Below are 23915 nucleotides of genomic sequence, written 5' to 3' on the forward strand. Positions count from 1 at the left end.
GTAAATTTTTCACACCATTGTTTGAGTAATGCCCCCTTACCAAGGTAGAGCAACCCAGTCACTTCTTCGCATATTGTTGAAGCAATTCACTGAACTGCTCGGCATCAAGCGCTTTACTCAGATAGTTTCCCTGTACTATCTGACAACCTGCCAGTAGCAGGTGGTCCAGCTGATTTTTCGTTTCCACTCCACCTGCCGACGTCACCAGACCCAGTTGTCTGCCCGAGGCTACAATCGCACTGACAAGCTTAGTGACCTGCATGTTGACATCTATATCTTGAGTCAGTCGCTTGTCAATCTTTAGAGATGAAACAAATTCCTGGCACAGCAGACTGAGTGCCGCAGTATATTTCCCAAAGTGATCGACGGTGATTTGCACACCTAAGCGATTTAATGTATGAAGTCTTTCCTGCACTACCATGTCGGTATTGATCAGTACAGCCTCATCTACCTCAAAATTAATAAATGGCGTAGCGGAGATACCGATTGTTTCACGAACGCAGGAGCCCAACCCATCGTGGTGAAGCTGCGAGGTAAAGAGGTTTATGCTGCACGTTAAAAAAGGATACTCACGGCGCCATTGAATCATTTGAGTGAACGCTTCTTTGATGATCCATTCTCCCACATCGGCAGAAAATGGACTAACGCTCAGCGTTTCAATAAAGGAGGATGGTTTCAACACACCCCGGGTTGGATGAGCCCAGCGCAAGAGGACTTCACAACCCGCAAGCTGAAGTGAGTCACTGAAAAACTTTGGCTGATAGACCAGAATAAACTCTTTCTTAATCAGCGCCTGATTAAGCTCATTTTCAAAGGTTCTTTTCGCCCTGTCTACTTCACGAAACTCCGGAAGAAATATCTCATAACGTCCTTTCCCATTGGCTTTCGCGCGGTAAAGCGCAAGGTCTGCAGCTTTCATCACTTCACCCTCATCCTTGCCGTGCATTGGATAATGGGCAATACCCATGCTGGCCCTTATTTCTATAAGGGTCTCCTCATAGTAAAAGGGTTTTAGCAGGCGGTTGATGAGGCCGGAGGCAAGGGTGTCGATGTTATGTTCTTCGATACCCGCCAGTAGTATCGCGAATTCATCCCCGCCAAGCCTTGCATTGATCACAGCATCTTCACACAGATCTTCCAGCAGATACGCCACACGGCAGAGAACCATATCTCCCGCCGCATGCCCATAGGCGTCATTAACCGCTTTGAACCCGTCTAAATCGAGTAACAATATGGTGAAGGGGACGTTACTGGACTTCTGCAAAACAAGCTGCCGGTACCAGGCAGACCGATTGGCAAGACCCGTTAACATATCCAGGGACGCAAGGCGAAAAAGGCGGGCTTCACTTTCATGACGCTCGGTGACATCTCGGACAATTATGCCTATGCTGGTTCTTTTTCCGTCACGCCAGGCGGACAATGAGACCTCAGCAGGAAACTCGGTGCCCGCTTTTCTGAGCCCACGCAGCGGAAATACCTTTCCCTCCAGTGTCGAACCTTGTCCGCGACGCAGCTTGGAGAGCTCCTCTTTATAGACGGGGATATCGTTCATCGAAATGATCTTTGCGGCCGTTTGGCCCAGCATTTCAGAAGGCTCATACCCAAACATTTTTCGCGCAGCCGCATTCCAGAAAGTGATCCCCTCAATGAGGTCCGAACAAATAATCGCATCGGGAGAGGTTGATGCAATACTTTCAAATCGTTGTTGACTGACACTGCGGAGGGATTGAAGACGATGGAGTTCCATTCTGTCCATGACCAGGGCGGTGAGATCGTTCAGATTTTGTTCTTCAATTGGACTTAACGTATCTCTCGGTACACTATCAATGAGACACACAGTTCCCAATCTGTCACCGGTTGCAGTAACAAGAGGCTTGCCAGCATAAAAGCGGATAAAAGGATAACCCAGAACCAAAGGGTTGGTGGCGAAACGTGGGTCCTTTAACGCATCAGGTATGAAGAGAATATCGTCCTGCTTTATTGCATGGCTGCAAAAAGAGACGTCGCGCGCGGTTTCACAGATAGCAATACCGTGACGGGATTTAAAGAACTGCTTATCACGGCCCACTAGGGTGATCAGGACGATTTGCACCTCGAAAAGCCTGGCGGCCAACGTAGTCAGTCGATCAAACCCATCTTCAGGTGGCGTGTCTATCAGTTGAAATTCTGCCAGGGCATGTAGCCGCCTATTTTCTTCTTGCTGTTGCCGGCTGTACACTGTTTTCATGGCAGTACCTCTGAATTATTTCACGGATAATATACACAGTATATTCCACTCTCAAAAAACTGAATCAGCCCTTAAAATCGTCGACTACTTGATAAAGTCTGTTAACCATATCGATTAAGAGATACAGGCAAACACGCAGGCGAATAGACAATAGTCTCCCCGGCGGTTCCCATGCCATAGATAGACTGAACTTATATATAAGTGTTTAAATATGAAATTATTCAATCAGGAAAGAAGCCTGCATGGTCGGACTCAACAGTTCTCATACAGATGAAATCAGTGCTCTGCTGGCCATTGCTGTGGCAGGTTCTTTTTCAGGGGCAGGGAATCTGCTTGGGCGGCATCCGACCATTATTTCGAAAAGAATCGCCTCATTCGAAGCAAGGCTGGGCGTGCGGTTAGTTGAGAGAACTACCCGGCAGATTCAGCTGACTGATACGGGACAGAGGCTGGCTCAGCAGCTCCGACAAGCAACAGATTTGATCAGCGAGGCGCAGCAGGAAGCAGCAGAAACCGCCACTGAACTGCGCGGGACCCTGCGCCTAACACTACCAGCAACAATGGGACGCCTGTGGCTTGCACCGTACATTCCACATTTTATGGCCGCCAATCCCGACCTGACGCTTGAAGCCGAGTACAGTGACAACTTTGTCGATGTGGTGGAGGGTGGGTTTGACGCTGCTGTACGCATCGGTCACCTGCCTGATAGCCGGCTGGTTGCGCGCAGGCTCGTCGAGCACCGCCGCATTCTTGCGGCCTCACCACTTTATCTTGAACGCTGCGGGCTACCGACCTGCCCGGCTGACCTCGAAGGGCACAACTGCATGGGTAATCCGGCGCTGAAATCGTTTCCATTCTGGCGTCTTACCGGGAAGGCTTGTGTGGAAACGGTGAGAACCAACGGCACGCTGCGGACCAATGACAGCTGTGCAATGCTGGAAGCTGCTTTGGCGGGTACGGGCATTTTGGGAGCCGGCGAATGGCTGCTTGCAAAGGACCTGGCCGCAGGCAGGCTAATTCGGGTACTACCTGAGTGGACTTTTGATGGTGACGGCGGTATTTATCTGGTCCGCGCCTCGCGCCCCTATGCCTCTGCCAAGGTTCAGGTCTTTACCGAATGGCTTACCACCCTTTTCTCACCCCCGCCGTGGACCCGCTTACCTTAAGCCAGCCCCTGTACATTGCATTGCTGCAACCACTGCATCAATGAAATGCATTTCTGCCATATTGAATCAAACGCCGCAGATGTCAGACTCCCCAATACCAGGCTGCCTTTAGCGAAAAATTGTGTCGTATATCGCTCCAGGTTCAGTCGTTCATTGAGCACACAGGAGTTTTTGCATGCCTCATCTTTCTACGGCCGTTCGTACGGGATCCCTGCTATTTATATCTGGCCAACTGGCCACCGATGCAAACGGCAATATCTCAGGCGACATTGAAGCGCAGACCGCACTCATCATGAAAAAACATTTTTCTCTGCTGGCTGACTACGGCCTGTCGTCTGAGAGCGTGATCAAGGTTGGCGTCTGGATAACCACCCGCGAAGACTTTAGCCGCTTTGACGGTGCCTATGCACAGGCATTTGGCGACCATCGTCCCGCCCGCTCAACGGTTGTTTCAGCACTGGCCATCAAGGACGCAGTGGTCGAAATCGATCTTATAGCGTCGTTTGAACCCGTCCTGTTATAAGTTGAAACGACGATCATCACTGTACAGCACCGAGGATCTACCCTATGGATATTCAGCATATAGCGGCGTTTTCGCACGAAGGTGCCGGAGGCAACCCGGCTGGCGTGGTGTTGAGTGAGAGGTTACCGGATGCCAGCCGGATGCAGGCACTTGCTTATGAACTGGGCTATTCCGAAACCGTATTTGCAGCTCCCGAAGAGGGCGCGTGGCGGGTTCGCTATTTCGCCCCAGAAATGGAAGTTGATTTTTGCGGTCACGCCACCATTGCGCTGGGGGCCGCGCTGGCACGTCAGCGAGGCGATGGCGTTTATCCACTGATACTTAATCGTGCGCGGATAGTGGTTAACGGTTATTTTTCCGAGAATGCCTGGGGAGCCTCATTCATGTCGCCACCCACCAAAAGCCTGCCGGTAGAGGCTGCGGTACTGGATGAGGCTCTCAGCCTCTTTGGCCTCACCAGCGACATGCTAGACCCGCGAATCCCTCCTGCCGTAGCCCATGGCGGTGGCGACCACCTGGTCCTTGCGCTGAGGGATCGCGATCTTCTCCGCAATATGAAGTATGACCTGAACAGAGGCCGGCAGATGGCAACCCGGGAAGGTTTTGTAACCTTCAACCTTATTTTTGCAGAACATGCCCGGCTGTTTCATGTGCGAAACCCGTTTCCCGCCGGTGGCGTCTATGAAGATCCGGCCACAGGCGCTGCGGCAGCGGCGCTTGCCGGCTATCTAAGAGACATTGACTGGCCACATGGTCATTCTCTGGTCATCAATCAGGGCGAGGACATGGGTGTGCCTTCACGTCTGCTGGTCGACATCGATCCAGAGCGGGGAAGCAGTATTCGCGTTGCTGGCGCCGCCAGGCTGCTGCGCGAGGCGTAATTTTCTCTCCCACAACAGCAGCAGCTCGAATTTTACTTAACTGACTGCTCAGGAACGCAGAACAATGACACCGGAAGAAAAAATTTCCTCGCTTAACCTCATCCTGCCTCCGGCCCCAACGCCGGCAGGCAGTTATGTACCCGCACGCGTCTTAGGTAACCTACTCTATCTTTCGGGACAGGGACCCAGGCATAACGACGGCACATTCATGACCGGCCGACTTGGGTCAGATATCGCTATGGACGAAGGCTACCAGGCCGCGCGCAACGCTGCTCTTCAGTTGCTGGCAGCCGCACGTGATGCAGTGGGCGACCTGTCACGTATTGAGTCCGTGGTGAGGGTTTTTGGCATGACTAATGCCACCCCTGAATTTTCTGATCATGCCGGCGTTATTAACGGTTGCTCGGACCTGCTGGCAGAGGTGTTCGGCGAAGCGGGATACCATACCCGGTCTGTCGCGGGGATGAGCTCGCTGCCTTTCGGCATGATCGTCCAGGTTGAGGCTGTTTTCTCGCTTAAGATTTCTGCGCTGTAAACAATAACGCGGGATACCATCATGTACCCGCCGCAGGTTCCTAAATGAATATCATCGAGATTATCCTGCAGTCTGGAAAAACTGCTGTAGACATTGCGCTCTATACGCTGCTGCCGATTATGATAGTCATGCTGTGCATGATGAAAGCCCTTGAGGCCTGGGGAATTCTGGCAAAGCTGGTGACAATCACCGGACCGCTACTCCGCCCTCTGGGACTGACAGGACTGAGTACATTTGCCTTACTACAGATAAATTTCATCAATTTTGCCGCACCGCTGGCGACCCTTGCCCTGATGGACAAACAGGGAATATCCGATCGTCATATGGCGGCAACGCTGGCGATGGTGCTCGCTATGGCGCAGGGAAATGTTCTCTATCCGATGTCTCCACTTGGGTTAACATTAGCGCCGGCACTGCTCATCTCAGTTATCGGCGGCCTCAGCGCATCTGCCCTGACGTGGTATGTATTTGCCCGCCCTCTTTCGGCGGTCGGTTCCATTGTAGCCTCTGCACAACCGCTGCAGAACCAACCGAAACAGGGCATCGTCGCTATTATCAGTACCTCTGGCTCGGAAGCGATGAAGCTTGCTGCCGGCGCGGTGCCCATGCTGACTCTGACCGTTGCGCTGTTTAACATGCTGGATGCCTTTGGCGCGGTAAATGCCATTGAACGTTTTCTGTCACCTGCTCTTGTATTTGCCTCTATTCCCGGCGTCTTTGTCAGACTGGCGTTGGCAAAATATCTGGGTGGAGGTACAGCGTGTTATAGCGTCATGGTTGACCTGATCCATACCGGAAAGCTTTTGCCCTCTGAAGTGAACCGGGCCGCAGGATTTTTGGTAAACAGCTTCGACCTCCCGGGCATCGGTATTTTTCTGGGTATTAGCGCAAGATTTCCACGCATTTTCCGTTACGCCGCCCCCGGGGCACTGGCCGGTATTCTGCTCCGAACCCTGATACACGGGTTTATTTTCTAAATGCGATATAAAAGAAAGCCGTTGGTTTCTGGCCAACGGCTGATGATACCCGAGACATTGAAGAGCTTGATATTCCTTGCAATGAGCTCGAAGGCCTGAGCCGTTAGCGCTATTGCTCTACGGTAAAACTCAGCGATGCAGCAGGCAACTTCGGTTGAGAACGCTGCCATGCGGATCCGTAGCGGGTGTATTGAGGAGGCACTGGCATAGCAATGTTAAGATCATCTGCTGCAGTCCTGGCCCAGAAAGGGTCTTTAAGCATCTCGCGACCCACAAAAATGAGGGTCCGCACGGCCGTTTTGCAGAATTTCTTCGGCCTGACGTCCCGTTTCAATCAGCCCAACCGCGCCGGTCATGATACCCAGCTCACGTCGCAGAAGTTCTGCAGCCGGAACCTGATAGTTGGGATACGTATTAACCGGCACCACGGCAATACCGCCGGTTGAACAATCAATCAGATCGATTCCCTGCTCCTTCATCCATTTCCCGTAGATCAGGAAGTCTTCAGGGCGGTTGCCGCCTTCTGCATAATCCGTCGAGGAAATGCGCACAAACAGTGTGCCGCTCCATTCGCTGCGCACGGCATCGATCACCTCACGCACAATACGATAGCGGGCTTCCGGACTGCCGCCGTACCCATCACTACGCTTGTTTGCCAGCGGTGAAAGGAACTGATTAAGCAGATAACCATGAGCACAGTGAATCTCTATAACGTCGAAACCAGCCTCACGAGCGCGTCGTGCTCCCAATCGAAACGCCTCAACGACGTCTCTTATCTGCGCAATGCTCATTTCCTGAGGCACACGGGATTCAGTGGTAAACGGAATAGCGGAAGGCGCTATTGAGGGCAGATCGATACCCAACTGACGTCCGGCATGCCCAAGCTGGGCACCGGCTTTGGCACCAAAACGATGAATAGCATCGGTTACGCGAGTCAGTCCCTGAACATGGCTATCATCCCAAATACCAATATCGCCAGGCCCGATCGGCCCGTTGGGTAGCACCGCAGCTGTCTCCAGCATGATAAGGCCGGCGCCCCCCAGAGCTCTGGCACCATAGTGTATTACGTGAAAATCATTAACATGCCCTTCATCAGAAGCTGAATGCATGCACATGGGTGACATTGCGATACGGTTGCGAAACGCGGTGCCGTTGATGGTAATCGGTTCAAAAAGTAAAGCTGACATTGCTACTCCCAAAAGAGGTTGATATTTAACCCCCTAAAAGTAACATATGACTCAAATCGGTTTATACGATAAAAATAAGCACATACTTACCAAAAGGTAACCATGGAACGATGCAATGAAAAAATTACGAAACTATGATTCCGCACCTGGCTGCTCAATGGAAGCAGCTCTCCATATCCTGGGCGGAAAATGGAAAGGGGTGATTCTGTATCATCTTTTAAAAGAAGGAACACTACGGTTCAGCGAACTGCAACGTCATCTGATTAGTATTAATCAGAGGCTACTGACCAAGCAGCTGCGTGAACTGGAAGAAGACGGGCTGGTTATAAGAAACGTCTATGCCGTGGTTCCACCTAAAGTTGAATACTCCCTGAGTGAAGAGGGTAAAGAGCTGCATAAGCTGATACTAGACTTGAGTTTGTGGGGCAGAAAATGGCTTGAGAGAAGAGGCATGAAGACTGCGTTAGAAGAGGATCTGGATGCGTTTAAAGAGTTTCTTGGACAGAATTATCCAGACTGATATTAAGTAGTCACTGAATAATATAGTGTCTGATGAATATCGAAAGAAAAATCATTCGGCCAGAATATTAAGAAATACATGAGACTAAACGGTCTATTACGATCCAATGACCAGGGAAAATGATGAGAATCACCCATTCTGTTTACGCGGCGGCGTTCGCTTTGCTAACCAGCACGGCGATGAACGCACAGGCTAAAAGTTTCAGCGAAGCCGACTGCCTGATGATGAAGCAAACCCACATCGGCGCATCGCAGATTGGCTTGCCAACCCATGGCGCGGTGATAAATGCAGTGGCCATGGTCGGCCAGACCAGCGAAAGACACTGTCAAATCGAAGGTGCGATCAAGCCGGTTGACCCCACTGCGCCAGATATTAATTTCCAAATTAATCTGCCGCTGGTTTGGAATGGTAAAGCATTACAGTTGGGCGGCAGCGGGTTTAATGGTGCAGTACGCAAAACAGATACCGCGCGCTTTTCGCCAGCAGCCGTTCCGGGCGTGCTTAAACAGGGCTATGCCACTTTCGGCAGTGACGCAGGACATCAGGGTGGGATCTCCGACGCCTCTTTTGCGATGAATGATGAAGCCTGGAAAAATTTCACCGGTGCGCAGCTAAAGAAAACGCACGATGTGGCGCTTACGCTGATTCAGCAGGCGTATGGAGAAAGGCCCAAGCATATGTATTTTCAGGGGAACTCTCAGGGAGGTCATGAGGCGCTAGCCATAGTTCAGCACTATCCGCAAGATTATGACGGCGTTATCGCCATTCAACCGGTTTATGACTTTATCGAATTACACATGGCAGGCACGCTGCTAGGCCAGGCAATTTATAATACGCCGGGCGCCTGGATCTCTCCGGCGAAAGCCTCTCTGATTTCAAACGCAGTGTATGCAGTATGCGATCAACTGGATGGTCTCAGCGATGGCATCATCGCGAATATAAAAGCCTGCGACAAAACGTTTCGTCTCGAAGGCCTGCGCTGTAGCGATGGGAAAGATAGCGCGCCAACCTGCCTGTCAGATGTGCAAGTATCCTTAGTTCGAAAAATGACCCAACCCCAGCCACTGGGTGTCACCCTGCCCACCGGCAACCATTTTGCCTCATGGCCAATATTGCAGGGGGCAGATGCGCCAACGCTGGTGAGCATGTTTGGTACGGGGGTCAATAAGTCAAAAGTCATTGCAGCCTCTGAGTTAAACGGTCAAACCGGACCACAACCAGGTACTGCTCCTGCACCTGCCAACTTGATCATGTCCTTCCCTTACATCATGGGTGATCAGGTTGTACGTTACATTGTCACGCATAACTCTAAATATGACAGCTTATCGTTCGATCCGGCAGCGCATCAGGCACGTTTGCAAGAATTAGCCTCTCAGGTCGATGATGCTGACCCGGACATTCGCGCATTCGAGCAGCGCGGTGGCAAACTCCTGCTCATGCACGGCTCAATAGATATGTCCGTTCCACCGGCAAATACGATCGCCTACTACGAAAAATTGCAGGCACGCTTCGGTGACAAAGCCCTGCATCAGTTTGTTCGTTTCTATATTGCACCGGGTTTTGCGCATAACGGCGGCAGTTTCGCGATGAGCTGGGATTCTCTGGGCACGCTGGATAATTGGGTCGATAAAGGTATCGCGCCGGGTACGCAAAAAATCATCGATACGCATTCGGCAACAGCAGGACGGGCACGCCCTCTGTGCGAATATCCGCAATATGCGCAATACCAGGGACATGGGGATAAAAATTCCACCTCAAGTTTTCGCTGCGTGTTGGAGTAGGGATAATTTGAAGATCGTAAAGTATGGCAAAAGGAGTGGGTTGGCCACTTAGGGCTATTCGGTAAAATTTAGGTTTTACCGGGCAATACATTGCCCGGCGGCGATAGGTTGCAAGCTATTTTGATAGATATGACAGATAACCCGTCACGCCCCCCGCCCCACCGTCTTTCGGATGATTGATCCCATCGATTACGTTGACAGGGGAAAAATCAAAGGGTGAAACACCTTCTATGCAGGCAACATTGACCGCATAGACCTCGGGATTAGAACGGCGCTGATGGAAGGTATAAATACCGCATATTGAACAGAAGTAATGAGCGGCCTCCCTGCTATTAAAACGATATTCAGTGAGCTGATCTCTGCCCTTTATTACCTCAACTCTTTTTGCCGATACAACTACGGCGCCGCGCATGCGGCAAAATGAACAGTTGCAACGAAGAATCGTTTTAAACCCGTCGACGAGTTCAACGTTAAAGGCGACTGCACCACAATGGCACTGAGCAGAAATTTCGTTTGGCATGACAATCTCCAGATGACAGGTCGGTGAAGCACGGCGATTAATGCGCTGCTGTCTGGCAATGGCGATAACGACCGCAGCCCATGAGATAGATAACGATTCCCTAGGCCAGAACAGGCACCAGTCCAGCAATAAGGACTCGCCCCATACTAAGCAATTCATTGTCTTGGTTAAAACAAAGTTTCTTCATTTTAGAATGCGTAAATCCTCATGCATTCTCAATAGACTTGTTGCGCTCGTTGCTTAACCCCGGGCTTTCTGAGTCTCGCCAGCAAGCTAGAAATCTCATCCTGTTAACCGCCAAAAGTTAGATTTATAAAGTATTTACACCAGTAAATCGAATGCGTATTATTCTCATTCGTTTTTGTCTATCTATGCACTCCCAGTCCCTGTCTGCGCTCCGGCTATTTCTGTTATTCACGTTCTTTCAGTCCGTAGCGCTCCCGCAGTGGTTGCCTCATATAACTATAAATCAGCGTGTGGAAAATAATTATGTTATTCATCTCAGGGATCAATGCAGTAAAGTTAGTGAAGAATGAAAGTAATAATATAGGGTTGAAACTTTCACTTTCCGTTATTGCTGTGCTCATTTCCTCTTCACTTCATTCCGCCCAGGCAGCCGAAACCTCGAATAAAAAAACCACCGAGGATACGCTGGTGGTCACTGGCCAGAATGACAATGATACCGGCAGTACGGCGCAGGATTACAGCGTGCCGGTGACCACGGCGGGCACCAAGATGGCGCTGACCCAGCGTGATATTCCTCAATCGGTCAGCATTATCAGCAAACAGCGCATGGAAGATCAGCAGCTACAGTCTCTCGGCGACGTGCTGAATAACACCACCGGCATTACACAAAACGTGGCGGATATCGATCGCCGAACCTACTACTCACGCGGCTTCCTGATCGACAACTATATGGTCGATGGCATTCCGACCGTGTTCGAGCCACGCTGGAACCTTGGCGACGCCGGGTCAGATACCGCGCTGTATGAGCATATCGAAGTGGTGCGCGGTGCTACCGGCCTGATGACCGGCCCAGGTAATCCATCAGCGTCGGTTAACATGGTACGCAAGCACGCCGACAGCAAAGAATTCACCGGCAATGTATCCGCCACTTATGGCAGTTGGAACAAACAGCGTTATGTTGCAGATCTTTCCACGCCGCTGAGCGAATCAGGCAACGTACGTGGCCGTTTGGTCACCGGTTATCAGGACAACAACAGTTATATTGAGCGTTACGGCTCCCGGAAGAAATTTGTTTATGCCACAGTCGATGCGGATCTAACAGATTCCACCTTGCTTTCTGCTGGTTACGAATTCCAGCAAACCAATACCGACAGCCCAACATGGGGCGGAATGCCGCGCTGGTATACGGATGGCAGCAAAACCAATTACCGTCGCGGTTTTAACTCAGCACCGGACTGGGCCTATAGTGACAAAGAGAGCAAAAAACTCTTCGCTACCCTGAAGCAGTCCTTCGACAATGGCTGGGTGGTTACGCTGAACGGCACTCATAACGAAACGCTCATCGACAGTAAAATGATGTACATCGATGGTTACTTCGATAAAAGCACCGGGGCGGGCGTCTCTTCCTATGCCGGTTATCCGGTGGTAGGTGGAACGGGCTATAACACCGGTAAGCGTAAAGTAGACTCTGTTGATACCTTCGCCAGCGGTCCTTTCGAGCTGTTAGGCCGCCAGCATGAACTGATGACAGGCGTGAGTTACAGCAAGCAAAAAAACACGTATTACGGTACATTTGAAAATATTTCGTCTGAAGATCTGGGCAACTTTAACGACTTTAACGGTCAGTTCAGCGAAACCGACTGGGGCGCGCGTACCTTGTCGCAGGAAGACACCATCCGCCAGAAATCCGCCTACGTCGCCACCCGCCTGTCACTGGCCGATCCGCTGCACCTGATCCTCGGCGCGCGTTATACCAACTGGAATTCTGACACCCTGACGGATAAGATCGAGAAGAACAACATCACGCCGTACGCCGGTCTGGTGTATGACATAAACGATACCTGGTCAACCTATGCCAGCTATACCTCGGTGTTCCAGCCGCAGACTTACCGCGACATCAACGGTGCATACCTGTCTCCGGTCATCGGTAAAAATTATGAAGCGGGCGTAAAATCTGACTGGTTCAACAGCCGCCTGACCACATCGGTGTCCGTTTTCCGAGCCGAACTGGATAACGTAGCGCAGGCCTCCGGCCGCACCATTCCGGGCACGACTGAAGCGGCCTATGAAGGGAAGAGCGGCACCGTAAGCCGAGGCGTTGAATTTGAAGTGAACGGCGCAGTGACCGACAACTGGCAAGTCACGTTCGGCGGTACCCGTTATATTGCCGAAGATGAAAATAACGTCGCGGTGAACCCGAACCTGCCACGCACCCAGTTGAAACTGTTTACCCGCTACCGCCTGCCGATGTTGCAGAAACTGACTGTGGGCGGTGGAGTTAACTGGCAGACTCACGTTTGGGACGATGTCTCAGGTCCGGATGGGGAAGGCACCCTTCATGCAGAACAAGGCAGCTATGCGCTGGTTAGCCTGTTCAGCCGCTATGAGGTCACCAAACAACTGTCCGTACAGGCGAATGTGAATAACCTGTTCGATAAGGAATATGACACCAGTGTGAACCAGTATATTGTCTATGGGGAACCAAGAAATATATCGGTGACAGCGAATTATTCTTTCTGACGAATCTGTCCATCATACTGTTTAACTGCAATCATATTAAAGGTGATCGTTCGGGCGATCATCAAACTCAATAATGACTTTTATTTTCAGCCATTACTTCGCGCGATAATCTATTTATTAACTCGTCACGTCCTCCGATTTTCGAATGAACACTAAACGCACCACGGAGTAATCCGATAGGCAACCGTCTGTGATCATAGATTTGTATTGAATTTGTTAATCAGCCATTTCCCCTTAGCTTATCAGACCTTCAGGAATAGACCGCAAGTCAAATGGCATATGTTAATGAAATGCTGACCATCACCATAAGTAATAGGCAGTGGCTATTGATCCTTAAAATTTGAAAAAATCGTTCTTTTTGCATGAATATCAAGTATCTATAAAGTATACGAGGATATCGTCGTGATATGCCACGATCTAATTACGATTAATTCAACAAAGAAACGTTACGTATTTAACGAGAATAGTCTTGTGTTATGGAGAATGCTAGTGAACATACTGTCTAATGATATTTTTTTTACTCTTGCAATGAAGCGCTTAGTACATGATATAAATAACGACGCCATTATACTGGATTGCGGTTCAGAGATAGGCTATTTCTTTATTATAAATAAGAAATTATTGTCAGATCTTGGCGATCTTGAACCGGTAAATGCTCTTTTTAGTTGCAAAGGTAATATGACACTCAGAAAATCTCCATTGCCTTTACTTCATAGGAATCTCTTTGAATCAAAATCTTTAGGCACAGAGTCTTCCATTCTAACATGTTTTGAACAATGTGTTATCGCATGCATTATCAATGGTATGTCTCAAGAGGATACTGCTGCAGAATGTAATTTCAGCAAGAAGTCAGTGAGCAGACTCAAAAGGAATGCAATGAAAAAACTTGGGTTTGAAAGTAATAGTAAGTTTTACTTAATGCTGTCTTTTTGGTGTCAGGTTTTTCCTCAGCTACTTGAATATGGCATCAAGGAAAACAGTACTGCTTTTATAGTTCGTGATAAATTTTATGCCTCTTTATTTTCTTAAATATCTAAAAAACCGCCGGTTGCCAGAGTAAGAAGTCGACCTAAAACCGAGGTTTTCTGATTATGACGGGACTAAATTCGGTGAAAGGAACAGCTATCCATTATGATTAAACTGGTTTCTTTTCATAGCAGGTGTTATTGGCATTGGGTAATGATCTGACCAATCGGGCCGTTCCCCACTCATAATTGCCTGTCGTTGGCTCGGGCTGATCCCCTGATTTAAGTCAGGCATCACTCGTTGTGTTGGATTTGTAGGTGGTACGATCTCAAACGTTTGTTCGTTGGCACATCCACATAGCATGACCAATATGCAACTGGTAAGAGTATATCTGCGCATAGTTAACCTCCACTGTTAACGATAGTACGTATAGAAAATAAGATCAGAAGCTTATACGAATTCCCTCTCTGGCAGTTCAAAACCATACCATCATATCAAGTGAAAAGCACTATTTGGGAGCCGGAAGAAGTGAAGCGTTACCCTCAACCAGGGATACAAGACACTTATCTAAGAAAAATTTAGAGAGTAATACTAACACCATTGTTGATTGTCCCATGTTCTGCTCCGTTATTGTTAAATGAAAGCTAAACAAGCGATCGAGAAATTTCATGAAAAAAATTTTCACGACAAGTTTGTATTAAATTCGTTGATCATCCGTTAATTATAGTGCTCGTAATTTCAGACCATTTCGGGGTGAAAAGGTGATTGTATGGGCTGAAAAACCCAATAATTGTGTAAAGGTCGATAAACAAAAGATCGAAAGTTTATTTGATAGCCGGAATGACTCACTTAAAACCGGAGATGCCAAACAGGTCACTGCAAATTATCTCAGTGATTTGGTCCTGTTGCCTACAGTATCAAATCAGGTTCGACTGACTGACACTGAGCGTGTTGATTACTTTGAGCATTTTCTAGAGAATAAACCTGTAGGAAAAATTGATAGCCGCGCCATCAGGATCGGGTGTAATAAAGCTATCGATTCTGGTATTTACACATTTAAATTTAACGATAATACCAGTGTAAAAGCCCGATATACTTTCACCTATGCGTGGGATGGAAAAGAATGGAAGATATCTTCTCACCACTCATCCGCAATGCCTGAATCCTAATTCAGTAGTGTTATAAAACGCATTGAGTGACCAAAAAATCTTGGTCACTCAATACAAATAAACTGCGGAGAATAAGGACTGCTGATCAAATAGGCATTTTCACGTATTTTTTTTACCCGAACAGGAAATAACTTGTTGTCCCCCGTATTTTCCAACCACATCTGATAGAAATCTTTATCCAGAGTCGTGTCTAATGGAGATCTGACTATTTTATCAATAATAAAGTTATAATTATTATCGTCAATTTTCACGCCGTGACTAAGGTAAACGGTTCGTTCAAGATATGATTTACTGTCCCCAGAGATAACATCACCTTCAAATAAAATAATTCCCTGACCATTACCGTATAGCTCTAAATATTTTATAATTGAAAATGCCACCTGTATATGCCCAAGATCTATATTGACTTTTACGAAAGCTTTGCAGTTTATCTCCAGTGGTTCTGACTTTCTTGTGAGAATAATGGATGACAGAATGATGGCTAAAATAATGGCTACATAGATATACGCAACATTTCCCCGACTCAATCTCATGGTTTCACCAATGTGAAGTTATAAAAATTTTCACAGGATGAAAATTTATTATTATTTTCTTTTGTACATAAGGATAAAAACACTCTGGAGTTACTTTCAGATATACTGGATTGTTCTTTATTAAAAATGAGCACTTGACCTTTCCCACATGTTAGCCCATTCGACTTTAGTATATTTTTTGCTTCCAGCATGGCTTCTGTTTTATTTTTCTCTGAAATATAGTCTAAAAAAATCATCTCGCATATCTTATTTTGTGCAGAAAGGCCTGCATTTTTTTTAGTGCTCTTGAAATGCAGCCAGATTATGGACACAAGCACAATAAGTAACAGCAAAACCAATAACCCCGTCAACGTTTTTTTCCCTCCACGCGCAACGCTATAGACTACTGGTGGAACTGGCTCAGCCTTAAAGGTATCTTCTGTTTCTCGGGTAACCTGAACCCGTATTGCGGTGTTTATCTTAAAACCGATCTTTGGCAATGTGATGATAAGATCTTTGCATTCGAACGTTGCCAGGTTACGCCTGAGGATGCTGATGTACTGATTGAGACTGTTTCCTGAGGATTGGAGGCCATGCTTGTCCCAAACGTGTTCAAGCAGGTTGTCGCGGGTAAGCTCACGCCCTTCAGATGTGATCAGGACTTCTAATAGGCGACAGGCAGGCAGGGGCAAGCTGATGATATCCTGAGTCTCAATATAAATCAGAGCTCCATCATCGGAATCAAAAATCACTTTATTATCAATAATGTAGATCATCTATGCCTAAGCAAGTGTATGTTATGGATTAATTTTAATTATTATGGAGGAAACTGCACTCGGAAATAATTGTTTCATTGATTTTCTTCTCAGAACCGTACCCAACTAACTTTTTAAAGCGCCGCTTAGTGGCAATACCTCTGACGCTACAGTCCTTGGAATCTGCCAGTGAAACGGCCGCACTGTATGCGTTATAGCAGATATCGCCATCATCAACATGAAGTTTGCAGCGGCTGAATATCGCATAGCTTGAATCAGGGTGATTAATGTAATAATTGATTTCCGGGGAGTTTTTTAGATGGGTGAAAATTCTCGGAAGAAGTAAGACGGAGGACAAAATAAGCATACTAAAGCTAGCCAAAACTATAATCCAAAATCTCATTATCATGTCCCCTATAGCTTTGTTGAATAAATCTAACTTTTAATCACTAACAGGAACAGATCACCACATCCGTGGTGATACCCCAGCAAGGCCAAAATGGTGCCCTCTCAATTATATCATGATCGCAATAATCCTTGCGAGTATTTAATCATAAACACAATAACCTCTCTAAACGGATATTGTGTTTAGTTTTGAGCGCACCGACATATCAACACTTGAGGCTACGAATAAAAAAGAACGAATTAATTGTTCAGCAGACACATCTAAACATTTCATGTAACCCTCAAGGATACCCATATTTTCTCTTGATACCCTACAATTTATTATTTTTTCAGTTCCAGTCACGGCCTCCATCGCATGGGTATTATAAAGGCATGACAAACTATCTGGATTTATTTTCCCAAATCGAAGAACAATGCTATTAATATACTCTGAGATGGATTTAAACTTAAGATCCTTTACATTCCTATTTATTAATTTGTTTTCAAAATAAGTCAAACTTATATGAATGCAATATATCGTAGAAGGATAAATTATAGGGTTTTTATCTGCAGTGGCGAATAGCATAATGTTATTCAGTCCGTTAATTAAGAATGGATGGAATTTTAATGGTCCCAATAAAAACAATCCATTTATATTGATAATTTAGTTATTTATAGAATATAAAATTACTTATATTTTTTTTATAAAATTTTATGCTATTGCAAGTGAGTGGAAAAGACTCAGGAAGGTATGCCGTTTTATTTTCGTTGAGGATCATTATGAGACTCAGGCAATGATTCGTTATAATCGACATCGTTACAATTTTAAACAAAGACGAGAGATTTAAAACCCACCATTGACTGGCCTGATGCTCAGAGAAGAACGCTTTCAGCTCAATTAGTACGCCAGAATATAAGTCGTCTTATTATGCATCACTGAGCACGCCAAAAATATCATGCAAACATACTCGACTTTCTTATAAAACCAGATATTTTCAGGAGGCATGCATTTTATTAAACTGCAAAGCGTTTAACTTCACAGGTACTGTAATTACGTTTAGTATCCATAAACAATCGAAGGTGTCTAACATAGATTCAATTAATAATTACATCACCTTTATTAAAACATGATATCAATCCTCATAGTGTCTTGGTTAAAAAATGTGTCTTGGTTAAAAACATTTGGCTGCTATTAGCCCGGAACAGCTGGAACGACAGAAAATGTGAGTAGCCTTTCGACCGAAGTCATTGTTCGTGGTTATTCTGGAATACGCATTAACAGCCAAGGTGGGCCACTCAGAATTTATAATGGTATCATTTGGCAATTAAAGGACGATGAGGGAACATTCTGGGGACAACGTGCTTTATTTTTGGCTTTCACCGGAAATAGTGAATGGTATTTAAAATCGTTCAGACATTATGGAAGGGTTGGGGAGGCTATGCGATGCTCCGAGCTTTAGAAAAAATGGCGTGTGCAGGCATGCCAGAAAGTGTACGACTCCTCTGAGGAAGTGACTTACATGCGATTTTTTATCTAAATCCGATTTATATAACAAAGCTGCGTAAAGTCTTTAATAAATCTATGAAGGATGGCGTCGTGTTAATTAATGCGGTGAAAAATGTGTATCTGGATAAAAAGTTACCATCGCCTAACACAGGCTACAAAAACCTCTCAATATTCTGTAACTTTAGCCGATATGATTTTCTTTCGGCCTTTTTTAAGTTTATTTTGGGAGTGATACGGATGTTGATAGGGATCGACTTAGGCACGTCAAACAGTGCGGTTTCCATCTGGCAGGACGGTCAGGCCTTGCTGATACCCAATGCCTACGGGCACAACCTCACGCCGTCGGTCATCGGGCTTGATGACGACGGACACATGCTGACCGGCGCACCCGCTCATGCCCGCTTGTTCACTCACCCCGATTTAACCCTCTCCAGTTTCAAACGTTTTATGGGCACTGACCATCAGTTCAGGCTCGGTAACCAGTCTTTTCGTGCCGAAGAGCTTTCCGCCCTGCTGTTGCGCAGCCTGAAAGCCGATGTGGAGCAGCATTGTGGCTGCAAAGTCGAGCGCGCTATCATCACCGTTCCCGCCTACTTCAATGATATCCAGCGTAAAGCGGTCAAAACCGCCGGTGAGATGGCGGGATTGCGGGTCGAGCGCCTGCTGAATGAACCGACGGCCGCCTCGCTGGCTTACGGACTGGCAAATCAGCAGGAACAAAAATTTCTGGTGTTCGATCTGGGCGGCGGGACGTTTGATGTCTCAATCATCGATATGTTCGAAGGCGTGATTGAAGTCCGCGCCAGCAGCGGCGACGTGTTCCTCGGCGGCGATGATTTCACCCGCAGCCTGGTCAGCTGGATGCTGGCGCAGCATCCGCAGCTTGATAAAGAAGACGCCAGTTTGCAGGGACGACTGGCCACGCTGGCGGAAAGAGCCAAACGCCAGCTGACAACGCAGGAGCACACCGCTGTCAGCTATCAGCACGAAGGCGCAACGCTGAGCTGGACGATCACCACTGACATTCTGGCGCAGTGCTGCGAAAGCGCGCTGGTGCGGATGAAAAAGCCAGTGATTCAGGCGCTGCGCGATGCCAAATTCTCCCCCGATCAGGTCGATCATATCGTGCTGGTGGGCGGCGCAACGCGGATGCCGCTGGTGCGTCAGGCCGTCGCGCGTCTGTTTGGCCGCTTCCCGCGTTGTGACCTTCAGCCCGATGAGGCCGTTGCAATAGGCGCAGGCATTCAGGCCGGGCTGGCGATGCAGGATCAGGCGCTCGACGATATCGTGCTGACCGACGTGATGCCCTTCACGCTGGGGATCGAAATCGCGCGCCGTAAAGGCGAAGGTTATGAGGACGGGCATTTCCTGCCGCTGATTGAACGCAACAGTTTTGTGCCGGTGAGTCGCGTGGAGTCCATCGTCACCACGACCAATCAGCAAAAAGTCCTGCATATCGCCATCTATCAGGGTGAAGCCCGCCGGATTTCCGACAACATTCTGCTCGGTTCGTTATCCGTCGATGTGCCGCCACGCCTTGCCGGAGAAATCAGCGCGGACGTGCGGTTTACCTACACGCTGGACGGCATTCTGGAAGTGGAATGCAAAATCGACCATACGGGCAAGATGCAAAAACTGGTGATCGAAAAATCCCCCGGCTCGCTTACGCCGGAGCAAATCTCCGCCAGCCTGCTGCGGCTGGAAAACATCAAACAACATCCGCGCGAACAACTGGTCAATCGCCAGCGGGTGGCCGAAGCGAATGCGTTTTACGAACAAAGCCTGGGCGAACAGCGGCAGGTTATCGCCGACCATTTGTATCGTTTTGAAAGCGTGCTCGATACGCAGGATGCAAGGCTGATTGCCGAAGCGCGCAAAGAGATTGAAGGATTAATCGCCTATCTGCGCAAGGAATGGGAGTAACCACATGAACATCTGGTCCGTTTTAGGCATCGACCCCACCGACGATCTCAGCGAGATCAAGCGCGCTTATGCCCGTAAGCTTAAAACCGCGCGGCCCGATCAGGATCCGCAGGGATATCAGCGGCTGAGGGAGGCGTTTGAGGGAGCGAAACAGAAGGCGGAAACTTCCGCCCAGAATGGGTTTATCGCCGAATTTGAGGCCACCTCCTCACCGTGGAAAATGCAAGTCCACGTTAAGCCTCTGACGGAGACAGCGCCGGTTATCGATGCATCGCTTGAGCTGGAAATACGCCTGACGGATACCGCGACTGACATCATTGATGTACTGATGGGTGATGAAACCGAAGGGTTGAAGCGCCTGCATTCCATACTTTCCGGCGATCTGCTGCAAAATCTGCGGTTGCGCGAAGTGTTCAGTCAGGAACTGGCGACGCAGTTGAGCGAACGCGAGGGGTTTTATTCGGCGCTTCTGATGAAAGTGTCCACGATGATGGCCTGGGAGATTGATCACTATCAGCCCGAAGGAATTTCGATACAGCGTCTTGCCTCTCTGCATCAGCAGATTGAGAAAACCAAGGCTAGGTATTACTGGTCACAGTTGGCGAACAAATATCAGGACAACGCATTAAACCGCCAGCGTTTTCGGCTGTTGACCGACGAAGGCGCCATGCTACCGTGGTGGGCAACATGGGTGCCTGACTTCCTCAAACCGCTCAATGAAGAGCTGAGCCACATCCGGATGCATTTTCCTTCCCTGTTGCCACGTCTCAATTCGCAATTGGTGAAAAGTCTGGCAGAAACAAGTCTGGCGCTGAGCTGGGGAACGGTGTTTCTGACCGGGTTCTGGCTGTTGCTGATCATATTGGGCACCCGCGACGACCCCAACCAATGGCGTGACCGCATCCTGCTGATTTTACTGGTCGGGATTTTTATTCACGGATACAGTCTGCTGGAAAAGCTGCTGCGCTATCGCCCGAAGAGTCTCGTTATCGTGGAAGGCGGCTTTTCTTTGCTCGCAACGGGCGTACTGGTCAAAATGCTTTCAGGGTTTTTCGAGGCTTTCAAACCTGACATCGGAGATCTTGAGATGGCGGTGACCAATTACGGCGTGCTGAGTCTGGTCGGTTTTTTTGTGCTCTGGATGATGGCACCGAAAAAATGGAAGTGGTACGCCGTTCCCCTTAACGCGATGAATCTATTGGTGACGTTCCCGTGGCACCTGATGAGAAAAGCGAGCGGTGTGGCAGGCGTGGTTGCATTCGTGCTACTGCTGGGGATGTATTCACTGCTGATTGCTTTCGGGATCCGCTGATTACCCGGCAGACTGACTTCCATCGTCAGTGAAGTAGCACATTAAATTTGGCCACCTGAATAGAGGCGATATCATCACCTCGTAGCCCCAAAGCAGGTGACACAATGACCAGAAATAGCAGACGTAATTTCAGCCCAAAGTTCAGACTTGAAGCCGCACAGTTAGTCCTCGATCAGCATTACACCGTTTCTGCCAGCGGGCGTATAAAGAGTACGTGATTTAATGGTTGCTAGTTTGGTCATGGTTCATCTCTGTTACCGATTTTACTCGCTTCACAACATGCACACTAATGATGCGTAAGAACATTGACCTGCGGGTCATTTTTCCCTAAAAAGCTGTCAAAAAAGCATCAGTAACTAACACAAAACGTCCAACATGCAGGAAGCATGAGCAGGAAATTCCTCCACATAATCGTATGTTGTAACTAATTATTGGTATGTTTGATGAGCCCACAGCCCACTTTAGCCGCAAGAAAAACAGTCAGATTAGGGACCCACTGAGAAACGACAACATGAATTCATGTCAGAGACAGGGAATCCCAAAATCATAGAATCCCAAGATCTTATGATTTCATCATTGCATGAGATAACGCATAAAATCTTTTGCATCAAAGTGACATGATTTGTTATGTTATTACATATCAAATAACAATCATTGATGAGCGGATTGACGAAAATGAGACCAGACACGGCGAAAAGTAACGTGCCCGTTCTTGCGGTTGAAGGACTGACGCTTTGGCTCGCCGGAGAGAAACGCATCGCAGACTTAAGCTTCAGCGTGAATGTGGGCGAACGCATTTGCCTGCTGGGCGCATCCGGCTGCGGAAAATCACTGACCGCCAAAGCCATCACCGGCACACCGCCAGCGGGCGCGAAACTCAGTGGTAGCATTCGCGTCAATGGCATCGAGGTGTGCGGACGACATCCGGTGGCACGCAGTCATGCTGGCCGCGTGGCGACGGTGTTTCAGGATTCATCCACCGCACTTAACCCACTGATGAAACTTGGTAAACAGTTGCGGCTCGCGCTGCCGCACACCACAGCAGAACAACTTGCCGCGATGCTTGATGCCGTCGGGTTGAGTGAAATTTCAGGCTTTTCTGCCCGTTATCCGGCTGAGCTTTCCGGCGGCCAGCGCCAGCGTTTGTGTATCGCACTGGCGATGCAGTCATCGTCTTCCCTGCTGATCGCCGATGAGCCGACAACCGCGCTCGATGTGCTTACTCAGCAGCAGGTTTTAACCGTGATGCACAATGCCTGCAATGATCAGAAACAGGGCCTCGCGCTGCTGTTTATCACCCATGACATAGCAGTCGCGGCGCAACTTTGCCAGCATGCGCTGGTGATGGAAAATGGCCAGTTAGTCGAATCCGCCAGCATGCTTCATTTACTGCATAATCCGCAGCACCCTTACACTCAACGACTGGTTCACGCCGCAAAACAGGCAGCATCGCATAAAAACACTGCGTCTCGGTGCGGAGTTACCGTCTGATGAATTCTTCGCTGCATCGGGTCACTCAACCTTTTCTGCATCTGCATGACGTTAGCTGCCATCTACCACTGCCATGTTGCTTCTGGCGTTCTTTATGGCAGGCGCACGTTGAGCACAGTCCACTGTTTTCACATTTGTCTCTGCGCATTGGTCGCTATGAACGCATCGGGCTGGTCGGAGTGTCAGGTTGCGGAAAATCATCATTGCTGAAAATTCTGCTGGCAATGGAAGCCCCGGTCAGTGGCGACGTGTACTGCGACGGTGAGCATATTCGCCCCGGTTCAGCGCGTTCGCTGCGCGATCACCGACGGCGCGTGCAGTATATTCCGCAGGATCCGGCCGGTTCGCTACCGCCGAATCAGACGGTCAGCCAGATTATTACCGAACCGCTGAAACGCCTCGGTTTTACAGGGGCGATCCTCCCGCGCATGCACGAAGTGATGGCGCAGGTCGGGCTAAGTAAAGCGCTGCAAAATCGCACGGCGGGCGCATTATCTGGCGGACAGGCGCAGCGCGTGGCTATCGCACGTGCGTTGGCGATCCACCCTGAATTTCTGATTGCTGATGAACCAGTCAGCGGGCTCGATTTACCGCTACGCGAGCAAATCAAACAACTTTTACAACAGGTGACGCAGCAAAACGGCATGGGACTGCTGATGGTGACACACGATATTTCGATGGTTGCCGGTCTGTGCGAGCGCCTGCTGGTTATGCATCACGGACAGATTATTGAAGATCGCGCCACGCAGGACATTCTGCTTTCGCCGCATCATGCGCATACCCGCCAGTTGCTGCAGGCGATCCCTCATTTACCTTCCACCGTTAACGGATAACCGGATGTTCACCTGCCCTCTTCCGCACACTGGTGAAACT

General features: G+C 48.6%; 20 protein-coding genes. 15 read left to right on the plus strand and 5 right to left on the minus strand.

Going from position 1 to position 23915, the window contains the following annotated elements:
• Positions 1-58 precede the first annotated feature (58 nt).
• Positions 59-2227, minus strand: coding sequence for a putative bifunctional diguanylate cyclase/phosphodiesterase (locus tag ACMV8I_RS14705; RefSeq protein ID WP_498865951.1), 2169 nt, complete (start codon positions 2225-2227; stop codon positions 59-61).
• Between the two features lie 242 nt (positions 2228-2469).
• Between ACMV8I_RS14705 and ACMV8I_RS14710 the strand changes: the two genes are divergently transcribed.
• The 5 genes from ACMV8I_RS14710 (at position 2470) to ACMV8I_RS14730 (ending at position 6309) form a co-directional block, all read left to right on the plus strand.
• Complete coding sequence (locus ACMV8I_RS14710; protein ID WP_498865952.1) at positions 2470-3393, plus strand: LysR family transcriptional regulator; 924 nt, start codon at positions 2470-2472, stop codon at positions 3391-3393.
• Positions 3394-3568: 175 nt separating this feature from the next.
• Positions 3569-3916: a RidA family protein gene (locus tag ACMV8I_RS14715; protein ID WP_498865953.1), complete on the plus strand. Its 348-nt coding sequence runs from the start codon at positions 3569-3571 to the stop codon at positions 3914-3916.
• 44 nt (positions 3917-3960) lie between these two features.
• Positions 3961-4797, plus strand: coding sequence for a PhzF family phenazine biosynthesis protein (locus tag ACMV8I_RS14720; protein ID WP_498865954.1), 837 nt, complete (start codon positions 3961-3963; stop codon positions 4795-4797).
• Positions 4798-4861: 64 nt separating this feature from the next.
• The gene (locus tag ACMV8I_RS14725) at positions 4862-5332 is read left to right on the plus strand and encodes a RidA family protein (protein ID WP_498865955.1); all 471 of its coding nucleotides are present in this window, start codon (positions 4862-4864) and stop codon (positions 5330-5332) included.
• Positions 5333-5376: 44 nt separating this feature from the next.
• The gene (locus ACMV8I_RS14730; protein WP_498865956.1) at positions 5377-6309 is read left to right on the plus strand and encodes a nucleoside recognition family protein; all 933 of its coding nucleotides are present in this window, start codon (positions 5377-5379) and stop codon (positions 6307-6309) included.
• A gap of 254 nt (positions 6310-6563) precedes the next feature.
• On the opposite strand, the gene ACMV8I_RS14735 is transcribed toward ACMV8I_RS14730, so the two are convergent.
• Positions 6564-7496 (minus strand): oxidoreductase, encoded by a 933-nt coding sequence (locus ACMV8I_RS14735; RefSeq protein WP_498865957.1) that lies wholly within the window; start codon positions 7494-7496, stop codon positions 6564-6566.
• Between the two features lie 115 nt (positions 7497-7611).
• On the opposite strand from ACMV8I_RS14735, the gene ACMV8I_RS14740 reads away from it, so the two are divergent.
• Complete coding sequence (locus ACMV8I_RS14740) at positions 7612-8016, plus strand: winged helix-turn-helix transcriptional regulator (RefSeq protein ID WP_498865958.1); 405 nt, start codon at positions 7612-7614, stop codon at positions 8014-8016.
• A 119-nt stretch (positions 8017-8135) separates the two neighbouring features.
• On the plus strand, positions 8136-9797 hold the full coding sequence (locus ACMV8I_RS14745) for a tannase/feruloyl esterase family alpha/beta hydrolase (protein WP_498865959.1): 1662 nt from the start codon (positions 8136-8138) through the stop codon (positions 9795-9797).
• Between the two features lie 115 nt (positions 9798-9912).
• Here the strand turns inward: ACMV8I_RS14745 and ACMV8I_RS14750 are convergent, their stop codons facing one another.
• On the minus strand, positions 9913-10317 hold the full coding sequence (locus ACMV8I_RS14750) for a GFA family protein (RefSeq protein WP_498865960.1): 405 nt from the start codon (positions 10315-10317) through the stop codon (positions 9913-9915).
• 489 nt (positions 10318-10806) lie between these two features.
• On the opposite strand from ACMV8I_RS14750, the gene fhuE reads away from it, so the two are divergent.
• From fhuE to ACMV8I_RS14765, 3 genes are all read left to right on the plus strand, one after another.
• Positions 10807-13023, plus strand: a complete 2217-nt coding sequence (fhuE, locus tag ACMV8I_RS14755; protein ID WP_498865961.1) for a ferric-rhodotorulic acid/ferric-coprogen receptor FhuE — start codon at positions 10807-10809, stop codon at positions 13021-13023.
• Between the two features lie 489 nt (positions 13024-13512).
• Positions 13513-14052: a LuxR C-terminal-related transcriptional regulator gene (locus ACMV8I_RS14760; protein ID WP_498865962.1), complete on the plus strand. Its 540-nt coding sequence runs from the start codon at positions 13513-13515 to the stop codon at positions 14050-14052.
• A gap of 698 nt (positions 14053-14750) precedes the next feature.
• Positions 14751-15158: a nuclear transport factor 2 family protein gene (locus ACMV8I_RS14765; protein WP_498865963.1), complete on the plus strand. Its 408-nt coding sequence runs from the start codon at positions 14751-14753 to the stop codon at positions 15156-15158.
• 44 nt (positions 15159-15202) lie between these two features.
• Here ACMV8I_RS14765 and ACMV8I_RS14770 read toward each other — a convergent pair whose 3' ends face one another.
• Positions 15203-15691: a FidL-like protein gene (locus ACMV8I_RS14770; RefSeq protein WP_498865964.1), complete on the minus strand. Its 489-nt coding sequence runs from the start codon at positions 15689-15691 to the stop codon at positions 15203-15205.
• Positions 15688-16446 (minus strand): winged helix-turn-helix domain-containing protein, encoded by a 759-nt coding sequence (locus ACMV8I_RS14775; RefSeq protein WP_498865965.1) that lies wholly within the window; start codon positions 16444-16446, stop codon positions 15688-15690. Before ACMV8I_RS14775 ends, ACMV8I_RS14770 begins: the two co-directional genes overlap by 4 nt.
• A gap of 1586 nt (positions 16447-18032) precedes the next feature.
• Here ACMV8I_RS14775 and ACMV8I_RS14780 point away from each other — a divergent pair.
• The 5 genes from ACMV8I_RS14780 to ACMV8I_RS14800 all read left to right on the plus strand — a co-directional run bounded on the left by ACMV8I_RS14780 (position 18033) and on the right by ACMV8I_RS14800 (position 23875).
• Positions 18033-18269, plus strand: a complete 237-nt coding sequence (locus tag ACMV8I_RS14780; RefSeq protein ID WP_498865966.1) for an MEKHLA domain-containing protein — start codon at positions 18033-18035, stop codon at positions 18267-18269.
• A 284-nt stretch (positions 18270-18553) separates the two neighbouring features.
• A complete protein-coding gene (locus tag ACMV8I_RS14785; RefSeq protein ID WP_498865967.1) occupies positions 18554-20239 on the plus strand; it encodes an Hsp70 family protein in 1686 nt (561 codons plus the stop codon).
• A 4-nt stretch (positions 20240-20243) separates the two neighbouring features.
• Positions 20244-21551: a hypothetical protein gene (locus tag ACMV8I_RS14790; RefSeq protein WP_498865968.1), complete on the plus strand. Its 1308-nt coding sequence runs from the start codon at positions 20244-20246 to the stop codon at positions 21549-21551.
• 675 nt (positions 21552-22226) lie between these two features.
• Complete coding sequence (locus ACMV8I_RS14795) at positions 22227-23042, plus strand: ATP-binding cassette domain-containing protein (protein ID WP_498865969.1); 816 nt, start codon at positions 22227-22229, stop codon at positions 23040-23042.
• Positions 23042-23875 carry an ABC transporter ATP-binding protein gene (locus tag ACMV8I_RS14800; RefSeq protein ID WP_498865970.1) on the plus strand — a complete coding sequence of 278 codons (834 nt, stop codon included), beginning with the start codon at positions 23042-23044 and terminating at the stop codon, positions 23873-23875. Before ACMV8I_RS14795 ends, ACMV8I_RS14800 begins: the two co-directional genes overlap by 1 nt.
• The last annotated feature ends 40 nt before the right edge of the window (positions 23876-23915 follow it).

This window comes from Ewingella sp. S1.OA.A_B6 (genome assembly GCF_049889095.1).
GTDB lineage: Bacteria > Pseudomonadota > Gammaproteobacteria > Enterobacterales > Enterobacteriaceae > Ewingella.